27 protein-coding genes and 1 other annotated feature are annotated in these 24,602 nt (G+C 47.2%); of the genes, 26 read left to right on the top strand and 1 reads right to left on the bottom strand.

What is annotated here, in order from left to right:
* Positions 1–236: 236 nt before the first annotated feature.
* From ACFTRD_RS31800 to pssA, 8 genes are all read left to right on the top strand, one after another.
* Complete coding sequence (locus ACFTRD_RS31800) at positions 237–1,412, top strand: GNAT family N-acetyltransferase (RefSeq protein ID WP_379386941.1); 1,176 nt, start codon at positions 237–239, stop codon at positions 1,410–1,412.
* Between the two features lie 470 nt (positions 1,413–1,882).
* The gene (locus ACFTRD_RS31795) at positions 1,883–2,344 is read left to right on the top strand and encodes a CtsR family transcriptional regulator (RefSeq protein ID WP_024633618.1); all 462 of its coding nucleotides are present in this window, start codon (positions 1,883–1,885) and stop codon (positions 2,342–2,344) included.
* A 30-nt stretch (positions 2,345–2,374) separates the two neighbouring features.
* Positions 2,375–2,899, top strand: a complete 525-nt coding sequence (gene mcsA, locus ACFTRD_RS31790) for a protein-arginine kinase activator protein McsA (RefSeq protein ID WP_192271117.1) — start codon at positions 2,375–2,377, stop codon at positions 2,897–2,899.
* Between the two features lie 28 nt (positions 2,900–2,927).
* Positions 2,928–3,998: a protein-arginine kinase McsB gene (mcsB, locus tag ACFTRD_RS31785; protein WP_192271115.1), complete on the top strand. Its 1,071-nt coding sequence runs from the start codon at positions 2,928–2,930 to the stop codon at positions 3,996–3,998.
* Positions 3,999–4,195: 197 nt separating this feature from the next.
* The gene (locus tag ACFTRD_RS31780; protein WP_192271113.1) at positions 4,196–6,658 is read left to right on the top strand and encodes an ATP-dependent Clp protease ATP-binding subunit; all 2,463 of its coding nucleotides are present in this window, start codon (positions 4,196–4,198) and stop codon (positions 6,656–6,658) included.
* A 261-nt stretch (positions 6,659–6,919) separates the two neighbouring features.
* A complete protein-coding gene (gene radA / locus ACFTRD_RS31775) occupies positions 6,920–8,287 on the top strand; it encodes a DNA repair protein RadA (protein ID WP_192271111.1) in 1,368 nt (455 codons plus the stop codon).
* 13 nt (positions 8,288–8,300) lie between these two features.
* Positions 8,301–9,377: a DNA integrity scanning diadenylate cyclase DisA gene (gene disA, locus ACFTRD_RS31770; protein WP_062329505.1), complete on the top strand. Its 1,077-nt coding sequence runs from the start codon at positions 8,301–8,303 to the stop codon at positions 9,375–9,377.
* A gap of 43 nt (positions 9,378–9,420) precedes the next feature.
* Complete coding sequence (pssA, locus tag ACFTRD_RS31765; protein ID WP_379386936.1) at positions 9,421–10,152, top strand: CDP-diacylglycerol--serine O-phosphatidyltransferase; 732 nt, start codon at positions 9,421–9,423, stop codon at positions 10,150–10,152.
* Positions 10,153–10,262: 110 nt separating this feature from the next.
* Here pssA and ACFTRD_RS31760 read toward each other — a convergent pair whose 3' ends face one another.
* The gene (locus ACFTRD_RS31760; RefSeq protein ID WP_192271108.1) at positions 10,263–10,658 is read right to left on the bottom strand and encodes a nucleoside triphosphate pyrophosphohydrolase family protein; all 396 of its coding nucleotides are present in this window, start codon (positions 10,656–10,658) and stop codon (positions 10,263–10,265) included.
* A 174-nt stretch (positions 10,659–10,832) separates the two neighbouring features.
* On the opposite strand from ACFTRD_RS31760, the gene ACFTRD_RS31755 reads away from it, so the two are divergent.
* The 18 genes from ACFTRD_RS31755 (at position 10,833) to ACFTRD_RS31670 (ending at position 24,464) form a co-directional block, all read left to right on the top strand.
* Positions 10,833–11,918, top strand: coding sequence for a PIN/TRAM domain-containing protein (locus ACFTRD_RS31755; protein ID WP_379386934.1), 1,086 nt, complete (start codon positions 10,833–10,835; stop codon positions 11,916–11,918).
* A 102-nt stretch (positions 11,919–12,020) separates the two neighbouring features.
* Positions 12,021–12,713, top strand: coding sequence for a 2-C-methyl-D-erythritol 4-phosphate cytidylyltransferase (ispD, locus tag ACFTRD_RS31750; protein WP_379386932.1), 693 nt, complete (start codon positions 12,021–12,023; stop codon positions 12,711–12,713).
* Entirely contained in the window at positions 12,710–13,186 is a 477-nt protein-coding gene (ispF, locus tag ACFTRD_RS31745; RefSeq protein WP_379386930.1) for a 2-C-methyl-D-erythritol 2,4-cyclodiphosphate synthase, read from the top strand. The genes ispD and ispF overlap by 4 nt, the downstream gene beginning before the upstream one ends.
* Positions 13,187–13,221: 35 nt before the next feature.
* Positions 13,222–14,685 (top strand): glutamate--tRNA ligase, encoded by a 1,464-nt coding sequence (gltX, locus tag ACFTRD_RS31740; protein ID WP_379386928.1) that lies wholly within the window; start codon positions 13,222–13,224, stop codon positions 14,683–14,685.
* Positions 14,686–15,279: 594 nt separating this feature from the next.
* Entirely contained in the window at positions 15,280–15,948 is a 669-nt protein-coding gene (gene cysE / locus ACFTRD_RS31735; protein ID WP_192271103.1) for a serine O-acetyltransferase, read from the top strand.
* Positions 15,949–15,974: 26 nt separating this feature from the next.
* Positions 15,975–17,375, top strand: a complete 1,401-nt coding sequence (gene cysS, locus ACFTRD_RS31730; protein ID WP_379386926.1) for a cysteine--tRNA ligase — start codon at positions 15,975–15,977, stop codon at positions 17,373–17,375.
* 71 nt (positions 17,376–17,446) lie between these two features.
* Positions 17,447–17,893, top strand: a complete 447-nt coding sequence (locus ACFTRD_RS31725; RefSeq protein WP_379386943.1) for a Mini-ribonuclease 3 — start codon at positions 17,447–17,449, stop codon at positions 17,891–17,893.
* Positions 17,894–17,978: 85 nt separating this feature from the next.
* Positions 17,979–18,725 carry a 23S rRNA (guanosine(2251)-2'-O)-methyltransferase RlmB gene (rlmB, locus tag ACFTRD_RS31720; protein WP_379386924.1) on the top strand — a complete coding sequence of 249 codons (747 nt, stop codon included), beginning with the start codon at positions 17,979–17,981 and terminating at the stop codon, positions 18,723–18,725.
* A 5-nt stretch (positions 18,726–18,730) separates the two neighbouring features.
* Positions 18,731–19,252, top strand: coding sequence for an NYN domain-containing protein (locus ACFTRD_RS31715; protein WP_379386922.1), 522 nt, complete (start codon positions 18,731–18,733; stop codon positions 19,250–19,252).
* A 171-nt stretch (positions 19,253–19,423) separates the two neighbouring features.
* Positions 19,424–20,068, top strand: a complete 645-nt coding sequence (sigH, locus tag ACFTRD_RS31710) for an RNA polymerase sporulation sigma factor SigH (RefSeq protein WP_024633601.1) — start codon at positions 19,424–19,426, stop codon at positions 20,066–20,068.
* Positions 20,069–20,371: 303 nt separating this feature from the next.
* Positions 20,372–20,521: a 50S ribosomal protein L33 gene (rpmG, locus tag ACFTRD_RS31705; protein ID WP_072735843.1), complete on the top strand. Its 150-nt coding sequence runs from the start codon at positions 20,372–20,374 to the stop codon at positions 20,519–20,521.
* Positions 20,522–20,542: 21 nt separating this feature from the next.
* Positions 20,543–20,734 carry a preprotein translocase subunit SecE gene (gene secE, locus ACFTRD_RS31700; protein WP_024633600.1) on the top strand — a complete coding sequence of 64 codons (192 nt, stop codon included), beginning with the start codon at positions 20,543–20,545 and terminating at the stop codon, positions 20,732–20,734.
* A 22-nt stretch (positions 20,735–20,756) separates the two neighbouring features.
* A complete protein-coding gene (gene nusG / locus ACFTRD_RS31695) occupies positions 20,757–21,290 on the top strand; it encodes a transcription termination/antitermination protein NusG (protein WP_024633599.1) in 534 nt (177 codons plus the stop codon).
* Between the two features lie 68 nt (positions 21,291–21,358).
* Positions 21,359–21,784 (top strand): 50S ribosomal protein L11, encoded by a 426-nt coding sequence (rplK, locus tag ACFTRD_RS31690; RefSeq protein WP_024633598.1) that lies wholly within the window; start codon positions 21,359–21,361, stop codon positions 21,782–21,784.
* A gap of 95 nt (positions 21,785–21,879) precedes the next feature.
* A complete protein-coding gene (gene rplA / locus ACFTRD_RS31685; protein WP_379386918.1) occupies positions 21,880–22,572 on the top strand; it encodes a 50S ribosomal protein L1 in 693 nt (230 codons plus the stop codon).
* A 67-nt stretch (positions 22,573–22,639) separates the two neighbouring features.
* Positions 22,640–22,787: a sequence feature (ribosomal protein L10 leader region), on the top strand.
* Positions 22,788–22,810: 23 nt separating this feature from the next.
* On the top strand, positions 22,811–23,314 hold the full coding sequence (gene rplJ / locus ACFTRD_RS31680; protein WP_062329488.1) for a 50S ribosomal protein L10: 504 nt from the start codon (positions 22,811–22,813) through the stop codon (positions 23,312–23,314).
* A gap of 74 nt (positions 23,315–23,388) precedes the next feature.
* Complete coding sequence (gene rplL, locus ACFTRD_RS31675) at positions 23,389–23,751, top strand: 50S ribosomal protein L7/L12 (protein ID WP_062329486.1); 363 nt, start codon at positions 23,389–23,391, stop codon at positions 23,749–23,751.
* A gap of 95 nt (positions 23,752–23,846) precedes the next feature.
* Positions 23,847–24,464 (top strand): class I SAM-dependent methyltransferase, encoded by a 618-nt coding sequence (locus tag ACFTRD_RS31670; RefSeq protein ID WP_379386915.1) that lies wholly within the window; start codon positions 23,847–23,849, stop codon positions 24,462–24,464.
* Positions 24,465–24,602 lie beyond the last annotated feature (138 nt).

The following is a 24,602-nucleotide window of genomic DNA, read 5'->3' as shown; positions in this document are numbered from 1 at the left end:
GATGGTACTTGGACCGCAGGGTCCTGGGAGAGTAGGACGCCGCCAAGCAAAGAACCACTGCCGATGTTATTCGGTGGTGGTTTTTATTTGTTTATTTTTAATTTAGGGGATGCAAAATATCTCCTGTTTGACTTTGTCTCGTTCCTCTGACACACTCATAGTGGATACATACATCACGTATCAAGCCATGATTTGGATTGATTTTATTAACTCTAGAGAATGGGGTGCAGGACGACATGGAAATTCAGAAATTGACGGTAGATGATTTTGAATCAGCAATGGCACTCTCCGAGTATGCTTTTCAAGTGGTAATGAGTGAAGAACAGACGGAGAAGCGACGGAGTCAATTTGCGTCACAGGATATATGGGGCGTGTATGAGGAAGGGCAATTGGGTGCGAAACTTCATATCATTCCTTTTCAAACCTATATTCATGGGAGATCGTTCGAGATGGGCGGTATTGCAGGTGTGGCCACATGGCCAGAATATAGACGCAAAGGCTGGGTAGCTGGGCTGTTAAAGCATGCGCTCGAGGAAATGAACCGGAATAAACAAAGTATATCGTTTCTGCATCCGTTTTCTTTTGCTTTTTATCGGAAATATGGATGGGAGACTTATGTTGAATTTAAACGATATATGGTGCCTACAGCTCATCTGCCTGCAAAAAAGGCAACGCCTGGTACGATTCGCCGCGGCGATCCGGGACTTAGCATATTCAAAGAAATATATGGTGCCTATGCTGAGCGCTACAACGGAACCCTAGTACGGGATGATGCGAGGTGGGAGAATTCGGTTCTCACCAATGGAACCAGCCAGAAGGCTGTATATTATGATGAAGCTGGTAAAGCACAAGGCTATCTTTTATATGAGGTTAAGGACAGAAAGTTTAGCATTAGAGAGATTATTTATCTCAATGAAGAGGCGAGACAAGCCCTATGGACCTTTATAGCCAACCATGATTCCATGATTGAGGAAGTGACATTACAGGCACCAGCCAGTGATATGCTTGCTTTTCAATTGGATAATCCGCGGATTCAGCAGGAAATTGTACCTTATTTCATGGCACGTATTGTGAGTGTAGAACAATTTATCTCACAGTATCCTTTTGCAAGCCCAGATTCGCCGATACAGATTAATCTACAGGTAGAGGATGCTCATGCACCGTGGAATGAAGGGGTATGGCAAATGAATATTGCAATGAACGGTACAGCTTCGATATGGAAACCTTCTGAGCTTCCAGCTGAAGATCAGACCGTTAAAGTCGATATTCAAACTCTTACCGCCATTTTAATGGGGTATTTTAGACCAGCAGACATGGCTCAAATAGGTAGACTCAAAGGTCCAACTGATGCGATTAAGGCACTGGAGCAAGCGATTCCTATACGGGAAACGTATTTAATGGATTTTTTCTGATCCTCGTAGAAGTAACGACATTTTCGGATCACTTTCATAGACTTAACTTGTATAGCAATACGTTGCTAGTGTGAGACAAATGGACTTCTCCAGCTTTTTTGGAGAGGTTTTTTTGTGTCAGCCGAATATTTCGTGTAAAATCGTAAAAAATGAATAGTACTCCCTCTTGGCAAAACCACAAAATATGCTATAATGGATATAAAGTCAAAGAAAGTCAAAGTCAACTAAAGGTTAAATACTTACGTAGCTTTCTTTCTGCAATCCGTTGGTGGAAGCCAATTAGAGGGTAGTACATCAGCGGATAAAGGCAATATTAAAGGACCTTCGAGCGTCCTTCGCTTACCTGTTAATGACCGTGGAAGATGAGTTTCGCTGTTTCCCCGATTGGTTAAATGGGTTGAGAAGGTGTACTCTGTGGGGGCGTGTGGGTCCTTATTGACTTAACGTTTCAAACAGTGGAGGATGAGTGGATGCGTAATATCTCTGATATTATCGAACAATATCTGAAGAGTATTTTGCATGAAAGTCCCGAAGGAATGGTCGAAATTCAACGTAATGATCTGGCTGATCAATTTTCATGTGTGCCTTCCCAGATCAATTATGTCATCAGCACCCGATTTACACTCGAAAAAGGTTACCTTGTAGAGAGTAAACGTGGCGGCGGCGGTTATGTTCGCATACAGCGGATTGAATTGCCGGCTCACTCGGCTCTGCATAACCATTTGCACCATAGTATCGGAGATGAGATCGGGCAGACAGCTGCCGAGGGTCTGATCTACCAACTGGAAGAAGCACGTTTCTTGAGCAAAAGGGAAGCCGGGTTGATGAGAGCAGCTGTATCGAGAGAGATTATATTGGTCAAACTTCCTTACCGGGATCAAATTCGTGCCAGAATGTTGAAGGCGATGTTAATATCTTTGCTCGGTAAATGAAAACTATCGGGATCAAGGGGGTACATCATTGTGCTGTGCCAAGAATGCAACAAACGTCCGGCAACGCTCCATTTTACGAAAATCGTGAATGGAGAGAAGACGGAGTTCCATATTTGTGAGTCGTGCGCTCGTGAAAAAGGGGAAATGATTCCCGGAACATCCAACGGATTTTCCATTCACAACTTATTGTCCGGGTTGCTTGATTTTGACCCCTCAGGCAAGAATGGCAGTGCGGGAGCAAGTCCTGCACAATCCCTTCGTTGTGAAGAATGCGGCATGACCTATTCACAGTTTAGCAAAATCGGCCGCTTTGGCTGTAGCTCATGTTATAAATATTTTGACAGCCGTTTGGATCCTTTATTCAAACGGGTTCATGGCAGCACTTCTCACGTAGGAAAGGTTCCTGCACGAGCTGGTGGCCGCATCAAGGTGAAACGACAAATCGCTGATCTGAAACGGGATCTTCAGGAGAGCATAACTCAAGAGGAGTTCGAAGAGGCTGCTCAAATACGTGATCAGATCAGGGAACTTGAAAAAGAAATAGCTCAGGAGTAAAGTTTGTGATGAGTAGGAGGGATGCGTAATGCCTAATCTGCGCTTTACCGAGAAGGCGCTCAGCGACTGGATGCGCAGTGATGCGGCTGATTCCGAAATTGTCATTAGCAGCCGTGTCCGAATCGCACGCAACCTGCAGCATGTTCCGTTTCCGATGCTGGCTTCCAATGAGCAATCGGAAGAAGTGCTGAATAAGCTGAGCGAAGTACTTCAATATGATGAGGTTCATGCCTTTGGAGATTTTCATACGCTGGATCTGATGGATATCGATGAACTCGACAAACGGGTGCTGGTGGAGAAACATCTGATCAGTCCCAGTCTTGCGAACGAATCCAGAAATGGTGCAGTTATTCTCAGTGAGGACGAATCTGTCAGCATTATGATCAACGAAGAGGACCATTTACGTATCCAGTGCCTCTATCCGGGGTTCCAGGTGAAAGAAGCCTGGGAGAAAGCTTCCGCTATAGATGATGCTTTTGAAGCGCATGTGGATTATGCTTTTGATGACCGCAGAGGATACCTGACCAGCTGTCCTACGAATGTAGGTACAGGTGTAAGAGCTTCTGTCATGATGCATTTGCCCGCTCTGGTGATGACACAGCAGATTGGCCGTATTCTAACCGCAGTCTCCCAAGTGGGACTGACTGTACGGGGAATTTACGGTGAAGGCAGCGAGGCAATGGGGAACCTGTTTCAGATCTCGAACCAGATTACACTGGGGCAGACAGAACAAGAAGTCATTGATAACCTGCACAGTGTTGTGTTACAGATGATAGGGCATGAGCGTACCGCCAGAGAACGGTTAATGACCGACTCCAGATTACGGATTACCGACAGAGTGATGCGTTCATACGGCATATTGTCGCATGCAGCCATCGTCGATTCGAAGGAAGCTGCACAGCGTCTGTCCGATGTTCGACTTGGTGTAGATCTCGGCTTGTTGGACGGTCTGTCCATAACCGTGATGAACGAGTTGAATGTGATGACCCAGCCGGGTTTTTTGCAGAAAACATTCGGGGAAGAAATGCGGACAGATGAGCGTGACATATATCGTGCCCAGTTAATCCGGGATACGATCAGTGCAGCCAATCAATCTTAGATTGTCTCAAGCGTTATTTACAAAGGTTTCACGTCGCATCTGCGGCTTTTATATAAAAGGGCATTTTCTACCAATCAATGAGATAAATGCCGAATGATTTATTCGCAGCACGGCTGCAAACAAAAATGATATGAAGAATACGGTGGGATCCGTTCTACAGCCCCCGTTTTATCCAAAACCATGGAGGTGCAGGAGATATGATGTTTGGAAGATTTACGGAACGGGCCCAAAAGGTGCTCGCATTGGCGCAGGAAGAAGCTGTCCGTCTTGGTCACAATAACATCGGTACAGAGCACATTCTGCTCGGCCTCATTCGTGAAGGCGAAGGCATCGCAGCCAAAGCGCTGATCGGCTTGGGACTCGGATTGGAAAAAATTCAGGATGAAGTAGAAACGCTGATTGGCCGTGGCCAGGAGCAGCCTACGAACATTGCATATACGCCTCGTGCGAAAAAAGTAATTGAACTGTCTATGGATGAAGCCCGGAAACTAGGCCATACCTATGTAGGCACTGAGCATATCCTGCTCGGACTGATTCGTGAAGGTGAAGGGGTTGCAGCACGTGTGCTGAACAACCTGGGTATCAGTTTGAACAAGGCACGTCAACAGGTGCTGCAACTGCTTGGCAGCAGTGAAGCCGTATCCAGTCATAACGGTACACCTGCGAATGTCAGCACACCAACCCTGGATAGTCTGGCACGTGATCTTACGGCGTATGCCAGAGAGAATAATCTCGATCCGGTGATTGGACGTAGCAAGGAAATCGAGCGTGTTATTCAGGTCCTGAGCCGTCGTACGAAGAATAACCCGGTACTGATCGGTGAACCAGGTGTAGGTAAAACAGCCATCGCTGAAGGACTTGCACAAAAAATCATCGCTAACGAAATTCCGGAAACATTGCGCGACAAACGTGTCATGACGTTGGATATGGGCTCTGTTGTGGCAGGTACAAAATATCGTGGTGAGTTCGAAGATCGTCTGAAAAAAATTATGGATGAAATTCGTCAAGCGGGTAACATTGTCCTGTTCATTGATGAATTACACACCCTGATTGGTGCGGGTGGAGCGGAAGGTGCAATTGATGCTTCGAACATTCTGAAACCGGCTCTGGCTCGTGGAGAATTGCAGTGCATCGGTGCAACGACCCTGGATGAGTACCGCAAATATATTGAGAAGGATGCTGCGCTTGAGCGTCGTTTCCAACCGATTACGGTAGATCAACCTTCTCCGGAAGAAGCCATTCAAATTCTACACGGCTTGCGTGATCGTTACGAGGCGCATCACCGGGTGAAAATTACGGATGAAGCGATTGTACAGGCGGTTAAACTGTCTGACCGATACATTACCGACCGCTTCCTGCCGGATAAAGCGATCGACCTGATTGATGAGGCGGGTTCCAAAGTAAGATTGAACTCTTACACCATCCCACCAAACCTCAAACAACTGGAAAGCCGTCTCGAAGATATCCGTAAGGAAAAAGACGCAGCGGTCCAAAGTCAGGAGTTCGAAAAAGCAGCAGCACTGCGCGACACGGAACAAAAAATTCGTGAAGAGCTGGATGTAACGAAGAACCAATGGAAAGAAAAACAAGGACGTACGGATTCCGAAGTAACACCTGAGGATATCGCGCAAGTGGTGGCTAACTGGACTGGAATTCCGGTGAACAAGCTGAAAGAAGAAGAGACACAACGTCTGATGACATTGGAATCGATTCTGCATGAACGTGTCATTGGGCAAGATGAGGCTGTGAAGTCCGTCAGCCGTGCAGTTCGTCGTGCCCGTGCCGGACTTAAAGATCCGAAACGTCCGATGGGTTCATTTATCTTCCTTGGTCCTACTGGGGTAGGTAAAACCGAGCTGGCTCGTGCGCTCGCAGAAGCCATGTTTGGAGATGAAAATGCAGTCATCCGGATTGACATGTCCGAGTATGGTGAGAAGCATTCCACTTCAAGACTCGTCGGCGCGCCTCCAGGATATGTGGGATACGAAGAAGGTGGACAGCTGACTGAGAAAGTTCGTCGCAAACCTTACTCCGTCGTCCTGCTTGATGAAATCGAGAAAGCACATCCGGAAGTATTCAACATCTTGCTGCAAGTGCTTGAGGATGGTCGTCTGACCGATTCCAAAGGTCGCGTCGTGGACTTCCGGAATACGTTGATCATTTTGACATCCAATGTGGGTGCAGAAGCGATTAAACGTAACTCTACACTGGGCTTTACCGCTGTTGTGGATGCAGGTGCGGATTACGATAACATGAAGGGTAAAGTCATGGATGAGCTGAAGAAAAGCTTCCGTCCTGAGTTCCTTAACCGGATTGATGAAATTATCGTGTTCCACTCTCTTGAAGAGAAACACATTGCAGAGATTGTTACACTGATGAGTGAAGAGCTTCGTAAACGGCTGCGTGAGTATGAGGTCGACTTCGAGCTCACTGACAATGCCAAGGACTTCCTTGCCAAAGCAGGTTTCGATCCAGCTTATGGTGCTCGTCCACTTCGTCGGGCGATCCAGAAACATATCGAAGACAAATTGTCTGAAGAGTTGCTCACAGGTAATGTGGTCAAAGGAGATTCGTTGCTCATTGACGAAGAGAACGGAGCTTTGACTGTTACGAAAAAAGATGTAATTGTTCCTTCCACTGAGGAAATCGAAACAAAGTAATGTGATGTAAAACTCTCGGATCACACCTGAGCGTTTGATTCATTTCTAATCCTTCCTGGCTTCTGTCAGGGAGGATTTTTTTATTGTATGGACTCAACCCAAATGAGCTGCGTAGGAACAGGTGTAAAGTTTGCGATAATCCTTTACGAAAAATCTCAAACAATGGTAAACTTTTATTAACCCTGCACGTCAGGAAGTTTAGGTCAAAATTCGTCGAAAAATGCAAAATGCTGTTATAAAATAAATTCTAGGAGTGCTGAAGTGGCCAAAGTTAAAACCAAGTTTCAGTGTACGGAATGCGGCTATGAAGCCCCCAAATGGTACGGCAAATGTCCAGGTTGTCAGTCTTGGAATTCAATGGTGGAAGAAACCGAAACGGTGGTCAAAACACAAGGGAGAAATTCCCCTCTCTTTGAGAGTAAAGATAAACCACTTCCCATCATAGATATAGATAGCGGTCAGGAGCCGCGTGTACAGACTGGAATTGAAGAGCTGAACCGTGTACTGGGCGGCGGAATTGTTCCAGGATCTCTCGTTCTGGTGGGCGGAGACCCCGGAATCGGAAAATCAACGTTGATGTTGCAAACATCTCATGCATTAACTCATTCGGGTTTGCGCGTGTTATATGTCTCTGGCGAGGAATCGGTCAAGCAAACCAAATTGCGGGCTGACCGTCTGGGTGCATTATCTCCTGAGTTATATGTACTATGTGAGACGAATATGGAACGAGTTGAGGAAGCGGTGGATCAGATCCAGCCGCATTTTCTTGTCATCGACTCCATTCAGACGGTATATCTGCCAGAAGTCACCAGTGCACCCGGCAGTGTAGCTCAGGTAAGGGAATGTACATCACGGTTTATGCGGATTGCAAAAGGGCGAGGCATTGCAACCGTACTTGTGGGGCATGTTACGAAAGAAGGCGCCATTGCCGGTCCGCGTATGCTCGAACATATGGTGGACTGTGTTCTTTATTTTGAAGGAGAACGGCATCATACGTATCGCCTGTTGCGTGCGGTTAAGAATCGTTTTGGTTCGACCAATGAGATAGGCATCTTTGAAATGGGGGAAGAAGGACTTCGTGAAGTGGGTAATCCCTCTGAGCTTTTTTTGTCAGAGCGTCCACTCGGTGTAGCGGGTTCTACCGTAGTTGCCAGTATGGAGGGTACGCGTCCTCTGCTTGTGGAATTGCAGGCGCTTATCTCTTCTACTCATTTTCCTTCTCCGCGTCGTATGGCAACAGGCATAGACCATCACAGGCTAAACCTCATTATTGCTGTACTTGAGAAACGAATGGGCATGTTCTTGCAAACGCAGGATGCGTATCTGAATGTGGCTGGAGGTGTACGGCTGGATGAGCCGGCTATCGATTTGGCGGTTGCTGTCAGCATCGCCTCCAGTCTGAGGGATGTACCGACCAAGCCGGATGACGTCATTTTTGGGGAAATCGGTTTGACGGGTGAGGTTCGGGCCGTATCACGGGCTGAACAACGTGTGAAAGAAGCCGAGAAACTGGGATTCAAGCGTGTTATTTTACCAGAAAAAAGCTTAAAGGGCTGGAAACATCCTCGCGGGATACAACTGATCGGTGTGAATACCGTGGCAGATGCACTAGCGGTTGCTTTAGATTAGGGGGCATAATAAAATGAAAGATTCGAGCCAACTGGATAACATGAACGATTTGTTAAGGCTGATCGCACCAGGTACACCTTTCCGCGAAGGTCTGGAGAACGTGCTGCGCGCCAAGACGGGGGCACTGCTGGTTGTAGGATACAGCCCTGAAGTAATGGAAGTTGTGGATGGGGGATTCTCGATTAACTGCGACTTCTCCCCCAACTATCTGTATGAACTCGCCAAGATGGACGGTGCCATTATCCTTAGCGAGGATTTGAAGCGCATTCTATATGCCAATACCCAGCTCATCCCGGATTCTTCGATCTCCTCATCTGAGACAGGAATTCGTCACCGAACGGCAGAGCGGGTTGCCAAGCAAACGGGCAAATTGGTCGTATCCATATCGCAACGCCGGAATATTATTACCTTGTATCAGGGAACGCTTAGGTATTCGCTCAAAGAAATTGGGGTTATTTTGACCAAGGCGAATCAAGCGATTCAAACCTTGGAGAAATACAAAGCTGTATTGACACAGTCCCTTACGAATCTGAGTGCATCCGAATTCGAGGAACTGGTGACCATTCCTGAAGTGGTCAATGTCATTCAGCGTACAGAAATGGTTATGCGCATCAAAACGGAAATCAAACGGTACATTCATGAACTCGGTAACGAGGGACGACTGATCTCTATGCAGATGGAGGAGCTGGTCGGAACAACGGAGGAAGAAGCCTGGTTGCTCTACAAGGACTATGCCCGTGACGACAGTGATGACAAAATCCGCGATATTATTATAGGCCTGAAAAGGTTGTCTGACGATGAATTGCTGGATGCACATCATATTGTTCGCCTGTTGGGATACCCCTCGTCAGCGGCTACATCCGAAGATTCGGTTGCACCACGCGGATATCGGGTATTGAATAAGATACCCCGCCTGCCGAATGTCATCATCCATAACCTGGTGGATCAGTTTGAGCAATTGCCACATGTCATTATGGCTACCATTGAAGAGCTGGACGAAGTGGACGGGATTGGTGAGGTACGCGCGCGTACCATTAAAGAAGGTCTCAAACGTTTGCAGGAGCAGATGTTCATTGACAGACAGATGTAAGGATTTTCCTATAACGGCTTGAATATGATGAGGTGAAACAACGATGTTAACCAGATTCATTCCGAATCTCTTTACCCTAGGTAATCTGTTTCTTGGAATGATGGCGATTTTGCTTGCGATTGATGGGAATTACAGTTTGGCTGCAATCATGGTTATTGTTGCGATGTTGTTGGATGGTCTGGATGGGCGGGTAGCACGTGCACTCAATGCTCAGAGTGAATTCGGCAAGGAGCTCGATTCCTTGTCTGACATGGTATCATTTGGTGCAGCTCCGGCCCTGATTATATTTATGGTCTCGTTTCAGGATGCAGCGCCGGTTCTTGCCTGGGTCGCAACAGCCAGTTTTCCGATATGTGGAGCCATTCGGCTTGCCCGGTTTAATGTTCGTCCGGGAATCCCCGGATACTTCACAGGCCTGCCGATTCCAGCAGCCGGAGGGGTATTAGCTACCCTGTCCCTATTTAACAAGGATATTGGCCCTGTGAGTATGATGATTGCTACGTTGTTGTTATCCTATCTCATGGTGAGTTCGCTGAAATATCCGAATTTCAAAAAAGTTGGTTTGCCGCGTAAAGCGATCTGGATTGCACCTTGGGTTATCGTCTTCGCAGTATTGGTGGCGGTAATGTTTCCTGAACAATTGTCCAAATTGATCTTTATTCCACTTGTGCTATATGCCCTGTACGGGATGAAGCATAGTATGCGGACGGCCGCCTCCCGAAACCGGGCCAAAAAGCGTAAAGAAGAGAAGTCTTCTCGTCCTTCTGATCGCTAGGTATTCCTGCATTCTGGAATTCGGTTGGTTTGTGTTTCGAATATCAAATATATACAAAGAAAGCACGTACGCTCCTGTGCAGGAGTATACGTGCTTTTTGTTATTCAGATCTACGACAAATTGAACATCCCTAACGTCGAACATTTCTGTGACTCGTGATTCACGACTTCTTCCATGTTGATGTCCAGCAGATTGCAGAGAGCCGACATATAAAACAGGTTCCGCCCCAGTTCGGAGCTGATCACCTCTTTGCAATTCTCGCACAATTCACCTTCCACATGCGTTTCCAGCAGCCCTTTGGTTTTAGCGATATCACTCTCCGGGGCATATCTCTGCTTGGTGGCGTGCAGCTCAATGCAGCCGCATTCGGTAATGGCCTTGGACACGGCACGATTGACAGAAGCTCCGGCTTGTCCTGTTTTGGACAGTACATCAATCAGGCTGCGATGACGCAGCAACAGCTCGGAAACTTGATCCTGAAAAGCCTGTAAACTTAGCGTACTCATTTTGCTACTCACCTCGGGATATGAATTGAATTCATTATATGCCAATAATTTACCTTCTTTCAACTGACGATTGCAACATTTCCAAAAAGTTCTTCGAAAGCGGGATTAGCAATTTGGGAATTGGATCATACTGGATATAAACAAGAAGTTATATTGAAGGAGGTGCAGGGACTTATGTGGAAAAAAGGCATTTTAACTTTTACAGGATTGTGCGGTGCATGGTTCGGCTACACGGCATATCATCTGGCAGGAAAATCCGTCCCTTGGATGGCTGAGTGGATTCAGTCAGCAGGACTGTTGGGAGCTGGGGTATCAACGCTACTAGGAGCTGTATTGTTTATGTCTGTGTGCAGCATCGGAGGAACATTGATGGCAACCAGACTGCATAATGGGATTGATTCCTTGGCAAAAGTACCGATGAATGAACTCGCGGCAGGAGCGGCGGGTACCGTTGCGGGATTACTGGTGGCCTTGCTGCTGTATCCTTGTGTAGCCTGGCTTGGAACGGCCGGAGAGGTGCTTCAGGTGGCGCTGACGGTCGTATGTAGCTATACAGGCTACACGCTTGCCATGGCCAAGAAAGACGATCTGGGTGCCTTCTGGATGTCAGGACGATGGGGTCACCCTGAGGTTGATGAGGACAGGCGGATGGAAGAACACAAGATTCTGGATACCAGCGTTATTATCGATGGCCGCATCGCAGATATATGCAAAACCGGATTTATCGAGGGAACGATTGTGATTCCGGAATTCGTATTGGAGGAATTGCAGCATATTGCCGATTCATCGGATCTGCTCAAGCGAAACAGAGGCCGGCGCGGGCTTGATATTTTGAATAAAATTCAGAAGGAATTGGACGTCAAGGTCCTGATCTACGAGGGGGATTTCGAGGAAATTTCCGAAGTGGACAGTAAACTGGTTAAGCTGGCGAAAGTGCTTCAGGGCAAGGTCGTTACCAATGACTTTAACCTCAATAAGGTTTGCGAACTCCAAGGTGTATCTGTACTGAACATCAATGATCTGGCTAATGCGGTCAAGCCAGTGGTACTGCCGGGTGAGGAAATTCTGGTGCAGATCATCAAGGATGGCAAGGAGCATGGTCAGGGTGTGGCTTATCTGGATGACGGTACGATGATCGTTGTGGAAGGTGGACGCGAGTATATCGGCATGATGATGGAAGTGCTGGTGACCAGTGTACTGCAGACGTCAGCGGGACGAATGATTTTTGCCAAGCCGAAATTGTTGGAAAAAGCCCAATAAAGCGGTATGATGGGTAGTGTATCGTTGTAAGATATTTTATATCGCTTGCAGATATTTTATATCAATGAACGGTAAACTGACAGACAAGGCAGGGATCGCGGCATGGATAAAGGGTGGGGGGTTGTCATTGTGGCGGCAGGTCGGGGAACCCGGATGGGAACGACCGAGAGCAAGCAGTTTCTGCTGCTGCAGGACAAGCCCGTTTTCATACATACGCTTGAGGTGTTTGCGGCTCTGGACGAGGTCAGAGAAATGGTGCTGGTAACCGGAGCTGCAGATGTTGAACGCTGCCTGAATTGGGTAAAAGAATACCAACTGGAATCACGTGTACGTGTTATCCCCGGAGGGAAAGAGAGACAACATTCTGTGCATGGAGGCCTTAAGGCCTTGGGAACAGATTGGGTCCTCGTTCACGACGGGGTACGTCCTTTTATAAACCGTGAGCAGATTACAGGCTGCATGCAGGCCGCGATGTCGGGTGGAGCAGCTGTCCTGGCTGTTCCAGTGAAGGATACGATCAAACAAGTGAATGCGGAGGGTATCGTTACGGCGACGCCAGACCGCAGCAGTCTGTGGAGCATTCAAACCCCGCAGGCTTTTCGTCTTTCTTCGCTGCTGCTTGCCTATGAATCTGCGGAACGGGACGGATTTCTAGGGACGGATGACGCCATGCTGGCTGAGCGCCAGGGAATGTCGGTCAAGGTTGTGGAAGGCAGTTATGCGAACATTAAGTTAACGACGCCGGAAGATTTGGAGTACGCCGCGTTTTTGCTAGGGGGAGAGAAGAAGCGATGATACGTGTAGGACAGGGATTTGATGTACACCAGCTGGTAGAGGGACGCCCTTGCATTATTGGAGGAGTGACGATTCCTTATGAAAAAGGACTGCTGGGCCACTCGGACGCGGATGTGTTGCTGCATGCCATCAGTGATGCCATTCTTGGTGCACTTGCACTCGGGGACATTGGCAAACACTTCCCGGATACCAATCCGGAATTCAAGGATGCCGACAGCCTGAAACTGCTGGAGCATGTGTGGCAGCTGGTGAAAGAGCGCGGATACCGTCTGGGAAATATCGATTCAACCATTATTGCACAGAAACCAAAGATGGCACCTTACGTTCCGCAGATGGCCGAGGTCATTGCCAAGGCACTGGAAGCAGATGTAACACAGGTGAATGTCAAAGCGACTACAACAGAGCAACTGGGATTCCCCGGGCGGGGAGAGGGTATAGCTGCCCAATCGGTTGTTTGCCTTGTTCGCGTGTGATATTATCAACCAACTAGATACGGAGGGGATATTTTATGAGCACGGAAGTTCGTGTGCGCTACGCGCCGAGTCCAACGGGACACCTGCATATCGGGAATGCCCGTACAGCACTGTTCAACTATTTGTATGCCAAACATAACAACGGCAAATTCATTATTCGTATTGAAGATACGGATGTGAAACGCAATATTGCCGGTGGTGAAGAAAGCCAGCTGAAATACTTGAAATGGCTCGGAATCGAGTGGGACGAAAGTATTGATGTCGGCGGAGAGTACGGACCATACCGTCAGACGGAACGTCTGGATATCTATCGCAAATATACACAGGAACTGCTGGACAAAGGTCTGGCTTACCGCTGCTATTGCACGGAAGAAGAGCTGGAGCAAGAACGTGAGGAACAGACGGCACGTGGGGAAACTCCGCGTTATTCGGGCAAGCACCGTGATCTGACACCAGAGCAACAGAGTGCATTTGAAGCAGAGGGCCGTGTGGCAAGTATTCGTTTCCGTGTACCGGAAGAACGCATATATACATTTGATGACATGGTAAAAGGAACAATCTCATTCAACAGCAAGGAATCCGGCGACTTCGTTATTGTAAAAAAAGACGGCATTCCCACGTACAACTACGCAGTTGCTGTGGATGACCACCTGATGAAGATCTCCCACGTTCTGCGTGGAGAGGATCACATCTCCAATACACCACGCCAGCTGATGATCTATGAAGCGCTTGGCTGGGAGCCACCGCAATTCGGTCATATGACGCTGATCGTGAATGAGAACCATAAGAAACTGAGCAAACGGGATGAGTCCGTAATTCAGTTTATTGAACAATATGATCAGCTCGGCTATTTGCCTGAAGCGATGTTTAACTTCATCTCTTTGCTTGGCTGGTCGCCTGAGGGAGAGGAAGAGATCTTCTCGCAAGAGCAGTTAATCTCCATTTTTGATACGAAGCGTCTGTCCAAGAGCCCGGCGGTATTTGATACCCACAAGTTGGCTCACTTGAACAACCACTATATCAAAAATGCAGACCCGGATCGCATTGCTGAAATGGCGATTCCACATCTGCAAAAGGCAGGACGCATTGGCTCTGAGCTTTCACCTGAACAGAAAGAATGGGCATATTCCCTTGTTCATCTCTACCAGGAGCAGATGAATTCGGCCTCAGATATTGTGGAATTATCGGAAGTGTTCTTCCGTGCCCATCTGGAGATGGAGAGTGAAGGAGCTGCTGTACTCGCTGAGGAGCAGGTGCCAACCGTGCTGAAGGCATTTGCAGATAAAGTGCAGGCGAGCGACGAATTTACACCAAGCAAGATGGCTGCGCTGATTAAGGAAGTCCAGAAGGAGACCGGATTTAAAGGCAAGCAGCTGTTTATGCCAATCCGTGTAGCCCTGACAGGACAGACGCATGGCCGTGATTTGAACCAAACGATCGTACTGCTAGGCCGCGATACGGTTATTGATCGATTGCATGCTCAGGTAAAAGGCGCATAACATACACACTTGTTTCAGTCTGTTCTGGACTTGAGTAAAGAGCTTCGTTTAGACCGATATGAAGGAAGATTGTTGTCACTCCATAACCTTTTCGCTATAATAGCAACACAAAGGTTAAATGGTATGATTTTATCATTCATCATAGAAACAGCAAAGACCGGGAGAAGTAGGTTGAACCGGACAGATTCAGAGAGGATGGTCCCGCAGTAAAGAAGAAAGGTTCTTGCTGCGGTGGCTGTGAGCCATCCGCTGTCCGCCAATCGAAATGCACCCGTGAGCTGCATAGCCGAATCCGGCCCCGCCTCTTGCCCTATAGCAGAGAGGAAAACGTCAGGATAGGTTGTGACGGTTGGTTCCCGTTACGGAACTGTTGAGGGTTCATTCTTATGCAAGGGTATTAAGCCGCTATAATCGGCTGACCAGTCCCTGCATGTTAAAGCATGGACCGAGCAGAGTGGGACCGCGATAAACGCCTCTGCAGCTTAAACAGCTGCAGAGGCGTTTTCTATTTAATCGAGTCGGAAGTACACTACCATGAGGGCCGCGCCGTCCGGTAATCCGGAGGACGAAGACCTGAACAAGAGGGGAACGAGCATGTTCAAGAAGATCAGATCAGATATCCAGGCGGTGTTTGAAAACGATCCGGCGGCCCGGGGATGGTTTGAGGTTGTATTTACTTACTCGGGGCTGCATGCGATATGGGCGCACCGGGCGGCACACGTTTTATACAAGCGGAGATGGTTTTCATTGGCCCGGTTTATTTCGCAGGTCAGCCGTTTTATGACAGGTATCGAAATCCACCCCGGGGCTACGATCGGCAATCGGTTGTTTATTGACCATGGTATGGGCGTTGTGATTGGGGAAACGTGTGAGATTGGCGACGATGTTGTCATCTATCAGGGGGTTACACTTGGCGGAACGGGTAAAGAAAAAGGGAAGAGACATCCGACAATTGGCAATAATGTGGTTATCTCATCCGGAGCGAAGGTACTGGGGTCCTTCAGTGTGGGGGATCAATGCAATATTGGTGCAAACTCGGTTGTGCTGAAGGAGGTTCCTTCAAACAGCACTGTTGTAGGTATACCGGGTAGAATCGTGAAACAGGATGGTCGCCGGGTGGACCGTCTGAACCAGCAGCTTCCCGATCCGGTAATCGATTCCTTGCGCAGCATGCAGCAAGAGATCGAACGTTTGCGTGAAGAAGTGCGTACTTTGCAGAGTAACCGTGAAAGTGAGTTTTCCCGTGATACAATAGAAAAATGATGGAAACGGATGAAAGGAAAGTGACTATGACGCTTCAAATTTATAATACGATGAGTCGTACCAAAGAAAATTTTGTTCCCCAAGAGCCGGGGAAAGTAAAAATGTATGTGTGCGGACCGACGGTATATGATTACATTCATATCGGGAATGCACGTCCGGTTATCTTTTTCGACACGGTTCGAGGGTATCTGGAACAGACAGGGCATGAGGTGAACTATGTCGTGAACTTCACGGATGTCGATGACAAGCTCATTCGCAAAGCCGAGCAGCTTGGCACGGATGTTTCTCATGTTGCCGAAAAGTTTATTGCCGCATACTACGAGGATCTCGAAGGGCTGGGTATTCCGAAGGCAAGCAGTAATCCAAGAGTGACGGAGAACATGCCGCTCATTATTGATTTTATCCGTGAGCTGGTTGAAAAGGATTTTGCCTATGAAAATGGCGGTGACGTATATTATCGCACAGGCAAATTCGCGGAGTATGGCAAACTGTCGAAGCAAAACCTCCAGGAATTACAATTTGGAATCCGCATTGGTGTAGATGAGCGCAAAGAGCATCCTGAAGACTTCGTGCTGTGGAAGGCTGCGAAGCCGGGTGAAATCTACTGGTCCAGTCCATGGGGTGATGGTCGTCCAGGCTGGCATATCGAGTGCTCTGCCATGGCACGTGAGTATTTGGGGGACACGCTGGATATTCATGGTGGAGGACAGGATTTGCAGTTCCCGCATCATGAGTGCGAATGCGCTCAATCCGAGGTGTTGACTGGTAAACCGCTGGCAAACTATTGGATGCATAATGGGTTTATCCGTATCGATAATGAAAAAATGTCGAAATCACTCGGGAACGGAGTGCTTGTCAAAGATCTTCGCAATGAGTATAAACGGGAAGCCATTCGTTATTTCATGTTGTCTACCCACTACCGCAATCCATTGAACTTTACGGAAGATACGATGGAACAGGCACAGAATAGTGTGGACCGGATCGCCAATGCCGTAGGCAACCTCAATCATCGCTTGCAGGCTGTAAGCGTGGACCGACCTGTTTCAGCAGAGTTTTCAGCAAGACTGGAGCAGATTCGTCAGCAGTATCATGAGAAAATGCAGGATGACTTCAATACGCCTGATGCAATTACGGCACTGTTTGAATGGGCTGGGGAAGCGAACCAACTGTTGCAGCAAGATGTGGTAAACGCTGCGGACATTCGTGCGCTCCTGGAATTGTTCAGTGAGCTGAATGCGGTGCTTCGGATCTATACGGACGCTGAACCGGAGCTTTTGGATGAAGACATTGAGCGTCTGATTGAAGAGCGCACACAAGCGCGTAAGTCCAAAAACTGGGCACGGGCTGATGAAATTCGGGATGAACTGTCGGCGCAGGGCATCTTGCTTGAGGATACGGCTCAAGGGATGAGATGGCGGCGCAAATGACCGAGGAGCAGTCGAATAAGTTGTCTGAATCTGTCGAATTTACGGAGCAACAGCAGGGAGAAGAACAGTCCATACATGTTACACAGGGGGGATGGTTTCCATATCCCCCATCCCGTCCCGCGCGATTGATTCCTCCCATTGCACTCGCCTATATTGGTGATGCGGTATATGAGGTCGCTGTACGGCAATATCTGTTGTCCAAAGCCAATATGCGTCCCAACCATTTGCACCGCAGTGCAACCGGTCTGGTGTCAGCCAAGGCCCAGAGCCGCATTCTTACGGGTATTGAAGCTGATCTGACGGATGAAGAACGTGACATCGTTAGACAAGGTCGCAACGCCAAGTCAGGCAGTATTCCCAAAAATGCGGATGTTCTGGAATACAGACATGCAACTGCTCTGGAGTGTCTGATCGGTTACCTGTATAGTAGTGGTCTGCATGGTCGTATGATTGAACTGATTTCTAAGGGCATTGAGCATGCTGAACACGAGCAGAGTTCAAACAAGCCGAATAAATAATAGAAATTCAACAAAAGCCGCTTCTGTGGGTCAGCCTCTTTAGGTACCGATTCCAGCAGAGCGTTAAAGAGAGGATCGAACAACAATGGAAGAAGAATGGATCGCCGGTAAGCACTCCGTAACGGAGGCGCTGCGTTCAGGCCGGACCATTAATAAAATATGGATCGCAGATACAGCACAAAAACATCTGACGCAACCTATTATCGCGGAAGCGAAAAAACTAGGGATTGTCATTCAGCACGTAGACAAGCGTAAACTGGATCAAACGGTTCCTGGCATTCAGCACCAGGGTGTGGTGGCGCAAGCAGCTCCGTACGCTTATGTGGAGGTTGAAGATATTCTTGCTGCAGCGGCAGCGAAGAATGAGCATCCATTTTTGATTTTGCTGGATGAGATTGAAGATCCGCATAACCTTGGATCGATTTTGCGGACAGCCGACTGCACGGGTGCGCATGGTGTCATTGTACCCAAGCGGCGCTCAGCTGCTGTTACAGTGACTGTTTCCAAAACCTCAGCAGGTGCTGTTGAATATGTGCCAGTGGCTCGTGTAAGCAATCTGGGACAAACGATTGACCGTCTCAAGGAAGAAGGCATATGGGTGGTAGGTACGGATGTTGCTGCTCAGGAGAGCGTGTTTGGGAACGGAGTCTTTACAGGTCCGGTAGCTCTCGTGATCGGAAACGAAAACAAGGGAATGGGGCGACTCATTCGCGAGAAATGCGATGTGCTGATCAAATTACCGATGCAAGGACAGATTAATTCCCTGAATGCTTCCGTGGCTGCGGGTGTTGTCATGTATGAAGTGCTTCGTTCGCGCCAAGCGCAGGACTAGAAGATATGGCTGATTCCCGTGATGTGCTTCTTGTAGACGGGTACAACATGATTGGTGACTGGCCGGAGTTATCCAGATTGGCGGAGAACGGATTGGAGGAGGCCCGCAACAGGCTTCTCTCCCGTCTAGCCGATTACCAGGCATTCTCCGGTCTGAGAGTCATTGTTGTTTTTGACGCCTACCTCGTGCCTGGACTCGGTAAATCCTTTACACAGAGCAAAGTGCAGATTTTTTTTACAAAGGAAAAAGAGACGGCAGACGAATGCATTGAGAGACTCGTTCGGGAACTAAGCACGCGAAGACGCCAAATCTATGTGGCTACAAGTGATATGGTAGAGCAGCATGTCATTTTTGGACAGGGGGCTCTGCGTATATCTGCAAGGGAACTGTTGATCGAAGTGGAGCAGAACGAAAAAGAGTTACAGAAACGTCTGGAAGAAGATCAAGCCAAAACAACGCGAAATACTATCGGCGGGAAATTAAGTCCGGATGTTTTGAAGCAGTTTGAGCGATGGCGGCGGGAATAACAGCACGGTTTTACAGAATTTAGAATTTTGAAACTCTTGACAATTATGTTATTGATGTTCTTTTTTAGGCAGGGCGTGGTTGACGGTGTGAGGTACCATCATATATACTGGTCCTATATTTCATAGAGTAGAGTAACGGGGTACCTTGCGTTGCAGCCGGAGGGATTGTCTGTGAGTGTCGACCTCAAAGATATCATGTTATCCAAGTATGATTACCAAAGTGACGAAGACATTGTCGAAGCGGTCCGTGAAGGCGAGAGCGAAGCGCTGGAGTTTTTGATTAACAAATATCGCAACTTTGTACGCGCCAAGGCAAGATCTTATTTTCTGATTGGGGCTGACCGGGAAGATATCATTCAGGAAGGAATGATTGGACTCTATAAATCCATTAGGGATTTCAAAGGGGACAAGCTCGCTTCTTTCAAAGCCTTTGCCGAGTTGTGTATTACACGACAGATTATTACGGCAATCAAGACGGCAACACGTCAGAAGCATATTCCGCTTAATTCTTATGTATCACTGGACAAACCTATTTATGACGAAGAATCTGATCGTACGTTACTCGATGTGATTTGTGGAACTCAGGTCAGTGATCCGGAAGAGCTTATCATCAATCAGGAAGAGTTTGTGGGCCTGGAAGATAAGATGTCTGAGATTTTGAGTGATCTGGAACGTAAAGTATTGATGTTGTATCTGGACGGGAGATCTTATCAAGAGATTGCAGTCGATTTGGACAGACATGTGAAGTCCATTGACAATGCACTTCAGCGCGTCAAGCGTAAACTTGAAAAGTATCTGGAAGTACGAGATAATTAAACACATGTTGTCGTTGACGGAAAAGGCTCGGGGTTTGAGTCTTTTTTTGCTGCCTCAAGTTTATAAACTAAAAGAATGATTATACTAGTAATCGCTTGGTCCATGCAGGAGAAGAGAAAAACAGAGATGAGAAACGGAATGTGTTTGATAGGAACTTTTACCCAAAGATGAAAGGCTATTCTTTCATTGACATGGTTATACCCTTATGATAAAGTGTTTTAGGTAGGCCTAAATTCGCGGCTTTTTTTTAGGATCAATTTAGAGACTCCGCTTCAATGTGGAAGTCTTCGGGAGGTGTACATCATGCGGGTAATTATTACTTTGGCTTGTACGAACTGCAAACAAAGAAATTACACTACGACAAAAAACAAGCGTAATCACCCCGACCGCATGGAGATGAAGAAATTTTGCAAGTTTTGTAACGAGCAGACTTCTCATCGCGAAACCAGATAGTTTTTTGGAGGTGTAGTCGGCGTGAAACGTAGTTTCAAATCTCTGATTTCCTTTTTCTCTGAAAGCTGGGCTGAACTTAAAAAAGTTCGCTGGCCTAATCGTAAAGAGCTGACCAACTACACATTGATCGTTCTTGGTACTGTTGTGGTTATGACGCTGTTTTTTTGGGTCGTTGATATCGGCATCTCCGCTGTGATCGAAGCGATTATTTAAGAAGGGTCCCAGGTGGCTTGATATGGAAAAAAGATGGTACGTCGTTCATACCTATTCAGGGTATGAGAATAAGGTCAAAGCCAATTTGGAAAAACGCGTAGAGTCCATGGGCATGGAAGACAAGATTTTCCGCGTTCTTGTTCCTATGGAAGAAGAAGTGGTAAACAAGGACGGTAAGAAAAAAACCGTTATGCGTAAAGTTTACCCCGGATATGTCTTGGTGGAAATGGTCCAGACGGATGACTCTTGGTATGTTGTTCGCAACACACCAGGTGTTACGGGATTTGTCGGTTCGACAGGTTCCGGGTCCAAACCAACAGCCTTGCTGCCTGAAGAAGTGGAACAAATTCTGAAGCATATGGGCATGGTTGAGCCGAAGCCTAAAATTGAATTCGACATTAAGGAATCCGTACGTATTAAAGTTGGTCCTTTTGCGAATTTTGTGGGCTCCGTGGAAGAAATCTTGGTAGACAAAAGCAAGTTGAAAGTGCATGTGAACATGTTTGGACGGGAAACACCGCTTGAGTTGGAATATACGCAAGTGGAGAAGATATAGTCTCTTCAAGTTTCTTGTGGGAGGACCGAGAGGTCCGTTAACCACTATTTTGCAAGGAGGTGTCAATCATGGCAAAAAAGGTAATCAAAATGGTAAAACTGCAAATTCCAGCAGGTAAAGCGAATCCAGCGCCTCCGGTAGGTCCAGCTTTGGGTCAAGCAGGTGTCAACATCATGGCATTCTGTAAAGAGTTCAACGCTCGTACAGCCGATCAAGCGGGATTGATTATTCCTGTTGAAATCACAGTATTCGAAGACCGTTCCTTTACTTTCATCACTAAAACTCCACCAGCAGCAGTTCTGTTGAAAGTGGCAGCAAAAGTGGAAAAAGGATCCGGCGAACCGAACAAGAAAAAAGTCGCTACCGTTAAACGTGATGCGGTACGTCAAATCGCGGAACAAAAAATGCCTGACCTTAATGCAGCTGACGTTGAGTCCGCAATGCGTATGGTCGAAGGTACTGCCCGCAGCATGGGTATCACCATCGAAGACTAATTTTTCATCTGAAACATGGCTTCGTAAAGCCGGCCGATTCGCGGCCGGTTGATGTGGGAGGTATATCCGCTAACACCACAAAGGAGGAATATAACATGGCTAAACACGGTAAAAAATACCTGGAAGCTGCTAAGCTGATTGACAGCGAAGCAACTTACGAGCCTTCAGAAGCTGTAGAGCTTGTGAAAAAGGCAGCCACTGCAAAATTCGATGAAACAATCGAAGCAGCAGTACGCTTGGGCGTAGACCCACGTAAACAAGACCAGGCTGTACGTGGTGTTGTTGTCTTGCCTCACGGCACAGGTAAAACACAGCGCGTATTGGTATTTGCAAAAGGTGACAAAGCGAAAGAAGCGGAAGCGGCTGGCGCGGACTATGTTGGTGATGCAGACATGATCAACAAAATCCAACAAGGCTGGTTCGAATTCGACGTCTGCGTAGCGACACCGGATATGATGAGTGAAGTAGGTAAATTGGGCCGTCTGCTCGGCGGTAAAGGTCTGATGCCTAACCCTAAAGCCGGAACGGTAACTTTCGATGTCTCCAAGGCTGTTCAAGAAATTAAAGCCGGTAAAATCGAATATCGTCTGGATCGTGCAGGTCAAATTCATGCACCGATCGGTAAAGCTTCTTTCTCGGCAGAGCAACTGAATGAGAACCTTAAAGCTCTCATGGATGCTTTGACTCGTGCTAAACCGGCGGCAGCAAAAGGTGTTTATCTGAAGAATGTAAGTCTTTCTTCCACGATGGGCCCTGGCGCACGCGTGAACGCAGCAGCTTTTAGATAATATCTCTTGACAGGCTTGTCTTGTTCTGATATTCTATAAAAGTTGTGAGTCCGAGTGACTGACCGTTGACATTTGAATATGCTTGCCGTAGACAGTAGGTGCCATTTGGCTTAATTTCCTGCCGAGGTGTGATTATAGAACTTAGAACGATGCAAATCGGTTATGAGTATATATCAAGCCTTCGTGATTCTACGGAGGCTTTTCTTAATGGGATAAATTTGATCAGGAGGTGTACAGTTTGGCAAACGCAAAAGTGATTCAAGCAAAACAAGAGTCCGTTGATGCAGTAACAGCAAAATTGCGCGAGAGCGCTACTAGTGTTGTTGTTGACTATCGCGGTTTGAACGTTGCCCAAGTAACTGAGCTGCGTAAGCAGCTTCGTGAAGCCGGAATCGAATTCCAAGTGCTGAAAAACACGTTGCTTCGCCGCGCAGCAGCTGCAGCAGAACTGACAGAACTTAATGAAGTACTGACAGGACCTAGTGCAATTGCATTCAGCGCAGACGACGTTGTGGCTCCAGCCAAAATTCTGAACGACTTCGCGAAAAAGAACGATGCACTGGAATTGAAAGGTGCAGTTGTAGAAGGTCGCGTAATCGGAGTACAAGAAGTCAAAGCATTGGCAGAACTGCCATCCCGCGAAGGTCTTCTTTCCATGCTCCTCAGCGTGCTTCAAGCGCCAGTGCGCAACTTCGCGCTTGCGGTTAAAGCGGTTGCTGAAAAAGAAGAACAAGGCGCGTAAGCAACTTGATCTGAAAGCTGCTTAGGCAGTGATGAATTACAAAAAAAAATAATATTATATATGGAGGTTCAATCATGAGTAAAGAGCAAATCTTGGAAGCAATCAAAGGCATGACTGTACTGGAACTGAACGATCTCGTTAAAGCAATCGAAGAAGAATTCGGCGTAACTGCTGCAGCTCCAGTAGCTGTTGCAGGTGGCGGAGCTGCTGCAGCTGAAGCTGAGCAATCCGAGTTTGATGTAATCTTGACTAGCGCTGGTGCTTCCAAAATCAACGTTATCAAAGCAGTTCGTGAAATCACAGGTCTTGGCCTGAAAGAAGCAAAAGAAGTGGTTGACAACGCTCCAAAACCACTGAAAGAAAAAGTAAGCAAAGAAGAAGCAGAAGCGGTTAAAGCTAAGCTTGAAGAAGCAGGCGCTACAATCGAAGTTAAATAATTTAGCTTTTATAGGCTGAATGAACAAAACAACAAACCCCTTGACTTATATCAAGGGGTTTGTTGCTGTAATTGTAATGGAAAGTGAGTGAGGACATGTCCAATCACTATTATTCGGACAAACCGCAGGTGGCGCATGACAGACGGGCTACAGAAGCGGAGCTACGTGGATGGAAATTACGATTTATTACGGATGCAGGGGTATTTTCCAAAAACGGAATCGATTATGGCAGCAGAGTGTTGATTGATGCTATGGATTTGCCTGCTGGAGCTCATGTTCTGGATGTGGGTTGCGGATATGGACCGATTGGTCTTACAGCAGCCAAACTTGTACCGGATGGGCATGTCACCATGATCGATATCAATGAGAGAGCGATTGAGCTTTCCAGGGAAAACGCAAAAGCGAACGGCATAATGAATGTAACGGTTATGCAAAGTGATCTTCTGGCTGAAGTGAAAAAGGAAGACTATGACGTGGTTCTGACCAATCCGCCTATCCGTGCGGGGAAAGAAACGGTTCATACCATTTTTGAACAAGCGTATCGTCATTTGAAAATAGGTGGATCGTTATGGGTTGTCATTCAGAAAAAACAGGGAGCGCCTTCTGCGAAAGAGAAGTTGGAATCTTTGTTTGGTCGAGTGGAGGAAGTAACGAAGGACAAAGGCTACCGGATTTTTAAAGCGGTCAAGACGGAAGAGGCAAGTATAAGCTAATTTCAGTTTTGTAAAGTAAGCAGTGGAACATTTTTTTGCAATAGGACTATTGACTTGAAATTCAGGCCGTGGTATTATTGTAAAATGTCAGTATTAAGATGCCCTACTTGGCTTTAGCTAACTGAAAATGTCAACCTT

It is taken from the genome of Paenibacillus sp. NPDC056933 (assembly GCF_042674385.1).
In the GTDB taxonomy this organism is placed as follows: Bacteria; Bacillota; Bacilli; order Paenibacillales; family Paenibacillaceae; genus Paenibacillus.
This window is presented reverse-complemented; position numbering and strand designations above follow the sequence as displayed.

Bases quoted from the DNA above. Each gene is read 5' to 3' on its own strand.
- mcsB (WP_192271115.1), top strand. From the start codon at position 2,928: ATGCCTAATCTGCGCTTTACCGAGAAGGCGCTCAGCGACTGGATGCGC.
- ACFTRD_RS31795 (WP_024633618.1), top strand. From the start codon at position 1,883: ATGCGTAATATCTCTGATATTATCGAACAATATCTGAAGAGTATTTTG.
- rplL (WP_062329486.1), top strand. From the start codon at position 23,389: ATGAGTAAAGAGCAAATCTTGGAAGCAATCAAAGGCATGACTGTACTG.
- disA (WP_062329505.1), top strand. From the start codon at position 8,301: ATGAAAGATTCGAGCCAACTGGATAACATGAACGATTTGTTAAGGCTG.
- gltX (WP_379386928.1), top strand. From the start codon at position 13,222: ATGAGCACGGAAGTTCGTGTGCGCTACGCGCCGAGTCCAACGGGACAC.
- cysE (WP_192271103.1), top strand. From the start codon at position 15,280: ATGTTCAAGAAGATCAGATCAGATATCCAGGCGGTGTTTGAAAACGAT.
- rplK (WP_024633598.1), top strand. From the start codon at position 21,359: ATGGCAAAAAAGGTAATCAAAATGGTAAAACTGCAAATTCCAGCAGGT.
- ACFTRD_RS31760 (WP_192271108.1), bottom strand. From the start codon at position 10,658: ATGAGTACGCTAAGTTTACAGGCTTTTCAGGATCAAGTTTCCGAGCTG.
- nusG (WP_024633599.1), top strand. From the start codon at position 20,757: ATGGAAAAAAGATGGTACGTCGTTCATACCTATTCAGGGTATGAGAAT.
- pssA (WP_379386936.1), top strand. From the start codon at position 9,421: ATGTTAACCAGATTCATTCCGAATCTCTTTACCCTAGGTAATCTGTTT.
- rlmB (WP_379386924.1), top strand. From the start codon at position 17,979: ATGGAAGAAGAATGGATCGCCGGTAAGCACTCCGTAACGGAGGCGCTG.
- ACFTRD_RS31715 (WP_379386922.1), top strand. From the start codon at position 18,731: ATGGCTGATTCCCGTGATGTGCTTCTTGTAGACGGGTACAACATGATT.
- ACFTRD_RS31800 (WP_379386941.1), top strand. From the start codon at position 237: ATGGAAATTCAGAAATTGACGGTAGATGATTTTGAATCAGCAATGGCA.
- rplA (WP_379386918.1), top strand. From the start codon at position 21,880: ATGGCTAAACACGGTAAAAAATACCTGGAAGCTGCTAAGCTGATTGAC.
- rpmG (WP_072735843.1), top strand. From the start codon at position 20,372: ATGCGGGTAATTATTACTTTGGCTTGTACGAACTGCAAACAAAGAAAT.
- ispF (WP_379386930.1), top strand. From the start codon at position 12,710: ATGATACGTGTAGGACAGGGATTTGATGTACACCAGCTGGTAGAGGGA.
- ACFTRD_RS31755 (WP_379386934.1), top strand. From the start codon at position 10,833: ATGTGGAAAAAAGGCATTTTAACTTTTACAGGATTGTGCGGTGCATGG.
- cysS (WP_379386926.1), top strand. From the start codon at position 15,975: ATGACGCTTCAAATTTATAATACGATGAGTCGTACCAAAGAAAATTTT.
- ACFTRD_RS31670 (WP_379386915.1), top strand. From the start codon at position 23,847: ATGTCCAATCACTATTATTCGGACAAACCGCAGGTGGCGCATGACAGA.
- ispD (WP_379386932.1), top strand. From the start codon at position 12,021: ATGGATAAAGGGTGGGGGGTTGTCATTGTGGCGGCAGGTCGGGGAACC.
- ACFTRD_RS31780 (WP_192271113.1), top strand. From the start codon at position 4,196: ATGATGTTTGGAAGATTTACGGAACGGGCCCAAAAGGTGCTCGCATTG.